This is a genomic window from Longimicrobium sp., assembly GCF_036554565.1.
GTDB lineage: Bacteria > Gemmatimonadota > Gemmatimonadetes > Longimicrobiales > Longimicrobiaceae > Longimicrobium.
In genome coordinates this window covers 1-3,005 of the sequence record NZ_DATBNB010000684.1, presented here as the reverse complement: position 1 = coordinate 3,005, position 3,005 = coordinate 1, and the positions used below count along the sequence as shown (strand labels likewise).

At 69.7% G+C, this 3,005-nt stretch carries 3 protein-coding genes; 1 reads left to right on the top strand and 2 read right to left on the bottom strand.

What is annotated here, in order from left to right; genetic code table 11:
* The coding region (locus VIB55_RS19010) for a zinc-binding dehydrogenase (RefSeq protein WP_331878250.1) at positions 1 to 1,115 on the top strand (1,115 nt) is incomplete at its 5' end.
* Between the two features lie 582 nt (positions 1,116 to 1,697).
* On the opposite strand, the gene VIB55_RS19005 is transcribed toward VIB55_RS19010, so the two are convergent.
* Both VIB55_RS19005 and VIB55_RS19000 read right to left on the bottom strand, forming a co-directional pair.
* Entirely contained in the window at positions 1,698 to 1,916 is a 219-nt protein-coding gene (locus tag VIB55_RS19005) for a cold shock domain-containing protein (protein WP_331023235.1), read from the bottom strand.
* Between the two features lie 119 nt (positions 1,917 to 2,035).
* Positions 2,036 to 2,902, bottom strand: coding sequence for a metallophosphoesterase (locus tag VIB55_RS19000; RefSeq protein WP_331878249.1), 867 nt, complete (start codon positions 2,900 to 2,902; stop codon positions 2,036 to 2,038).
* Between the last annotated feature and the right edge of the window lie 103 nt (positions 2,903 to 3,005).

The following is a 3,005-nucleotide window of genomic DNA, read 5'->3' as shown; positions in this document are numbered from 1 at the left end:
CGGCGGGCCGCTCGTTGCCGCCCTTCGGGCGTGTCCCTACCTTCCGCGCCCGTACGATCACTCGCCCTCGATCCCGCTTCACCATGCAGATGCGCGCGGCCATCTTCCACGAGAACGGCGGGCCCGAGGTGGTCCGCATCGAGACCGTCCCGCATCCGAGCCCCGGCCCCGGCCAGGTGCTGGTGGAGGTGCGCGCGGCGGCGCTGAACCACCTGGACCTGTGGGTGCGGCGGGGCATCCCCATCGAAACGACCATGCCACACGTGGGCGGCTCGGACGCGGCGGGGGTGATCGTCCAGGCGGGAGACGGGGTGGATGCGGCGCGCGTGGGCGAACGGGTGGTCGTGAATCCCTCGCTCTGGTGCGGCCACTGCCGCGACTGCGCGCGCGGGGAGCATTCGATGTGCGAACGATACCGCATCTGGGGCGAGCACACGGACGGGGGATTCACGGAATTCGTCGCCGTGGATGCGGACCACGCGTACCGCCTTCCCGACGGCCTGTCGTTCGAGGAGGCCGCCGCTCTTCCCATCTCGTACCAGACGGCCTGGCGCGCCCTCGTCTCCCGCGCGCGGCTGAAGCCGGGAGAGGACGTGCTCGTGATCGGGGCATCCGGCGGCACCGCCATCGCCGCGGTACAGATCGCGCGGATGATGGGGGCGCGGGTGTTCGCGGTGACGAGCGGGGCGGACAAGGTGTCGCGCCTCCGGGAGCTGGGCGCGGACTTCGTCTACGACCGGCTGGAGGTGGACTGGGCCAAGGCGGTGTACAGGGACACGGAAAGGCGCGGCGTGGACGTGGTGGTCGAGAACGTGGGCGCGGCTACCTGGGCAGGTTCGGTGCGCTCCCTGGCGCGCGGCGGGCGGCTGGTGACGTACGGGGGCACGGCCGGTCCCAAGGTGGAACTGGACGTGCGGTCGGTGTTCTGGAAGCAGATCGAGGTGATCGGGACCACGATGGCGTCGCGCTCGGAGTTCGAGGACATGCTGCGCGCGGTGTTCGCGGGCCGCATTCGCCCGGTGATCGACAGTGTGATGCCGCTGGATGACGCACGCGAGGCCCATGAGCGGCTGGAAGCCGGCGGCCAGTTCGGGAAGATCATCCTCGTCCCGTAGCCACGGGGTCCGCGGGTTGCTGGGGACGAGGCTAGGGCCCGGAGTCATCCAGAAACCAGCGGATGTCATCCTGAAGGAGCGGCCAAGCGCAACCTGACGCAGCGCAACACCTTGCAGCGACTGAAGGATCCGCCACACACCACGGGTGACGCTGCAGCTTCGCGGATGCACGCAGACTGTTGCTCTCTTCTCTAGGACGAGCGCGGAACCGCGGTGAGTTCGAAGGGCGAGAGCGGACGGCTCCTGTCGCGTGCTTCGGCAGGCGAGGCGTGCGTGTGCTTGAAGCTCCGGACGGGACGCGACAGCGACCCGAGCCGGGACTTTCCGCTTTGCTCAGCGGCGGGTTTACCCGCTCCCAGAGCCCCGATCACGCTGAAGTTCGCGTGCGCTCCGATTGCTGTGTGGCGGATCCCTCAGTCGGTGCAAGGTTTGGTGGTGCCGCAACTTGCGGGTGGCCGCTCCATCGGGATGACACCGGCGCGAGCGGCGTAGATTCAAAGCGCGACCGGGTGAGGGCCCCAACACGAGAGCGGCGCCGTCCGGGTGGACGGCGCCGCTCTTTGGTACACGGACGATGGAGGCTCAGCCTTCGGCCACACGCGTCACGTTGTTGGCGCGCGGACCCTTCGGATCCTCCTGGATGTCGTACTCCACCCGGTCGCCCCGCTTCAGGGATTTGAACCCCTCCATCTGGATCGATGAGTGGTGGACGAACACGTCCTTTCCGCCATCGTCTGGACGAATGAAGCCGAACCCCTTGTCGTCCTTGAAGAACTCGACCACCCCAGTCTGTCGCGACATGCAGTCCCCTCTCCGCTACGACGGAATCCGGTCCCACGCCGGGCACGCCGCCTTCCGTCGCGCGCCGCCCCCGGACTGATTTCGCCACCTCTCGTGCAAGAGGCGGGCCGTTCACTGGATCAAAAGTTTGCCGAATCCCGCGCTGGACGCGGGGCTGCGGTAAGCTCCAGCACGGCCACCTCCGGGCGGCACAGGAAGCGCAACGTGAGGCCCACCGTGCCCACCCCGCGCGACGTGTACACCTGCGTCCATGGCCGCCGCCGCAGCCCCTCTTCGTACAATTCGTCGAATTCCGCGGGATTCCTCAGCGCGCCCACGAACGGCAGCCTCACCTGTCCGCCATGCGTGTGCCCGCTCACGATCAGGTCCACGGCGTCGTACTCGCGGCGGGCGTGCTCCGCCTGGTCGGGGTTGTGCGCCAGCAGCAGCGTGAAGTCGCGGTCCTCCGGCGGGGGGAGCGCCCGCAGCGACGGCTGCCCCTCGCGATAGTCGTCCACCCCGGCCACGCAGAGGGTCGCCGACCCCACCCGCCGCAGCGCCGAAGCGTTCGTCAGGTTGCGGATCACCGGGTGCCCATCCAGCTCCTCGTGCCAGCGGTCGATGCCCACCGTGTGGTCGTGGTTGCCGGGCACCGCCCACACCCCGTGCGGCGCCGAAAGCCCGGACATCGCGTCCAGCACCGGCCGGAAGCTCTTCGCCTTGTCGTGCGCGAAGTCGCCCGTGAGTGCCACAAGGTGCGGGCGCTCGGCCATCGCCAGCCGGCACGCGCGGCGGATCAGCCACAGGGGCGTTCCCCCGCCCGCGTGCATGTCCGTCAGCAGAGCGATGCGAAAGCCCTCCAGGTCCGGGTGCAGCCCGCGGATGTGGATTCGCGGCCGCGTCACCTGCAGCCAGAGCGGCTCCACGGCGACTGCGTACGCCCCCACCGCCGCACCCGCGGCCACCGCCGCGCCCATCCACCGCGCCACCGTGCTCTTGCTCGTCATGCGCGCCTGGAAGGCAAGCGGCGGACCAGCGGGGGACGTCAGGGAGCGCCTTCGTGCGAGAGCTGGCGGCTCATGATGATGAGGGTAGACCCGCGGGCGCCCG

Bases quoted from the DNA above. Each gene is read 5' to 3' on its own strand.
- VIB55_RS19005 (WP_331023235.1), bottom strand. From the start codon at position 1,916: ATGTCGCGACAGACTGGGGTGGTCGAGTTCTTCAAGGACGACAAGGGG.
- VIB55_RS19000 (WP_331878249.1), bottom strand. From the start codon at position 2,902: ATGACGAGCAAGAGCACGGTGGCGCGGTGGATGGGCGCGGCGGTGGCC.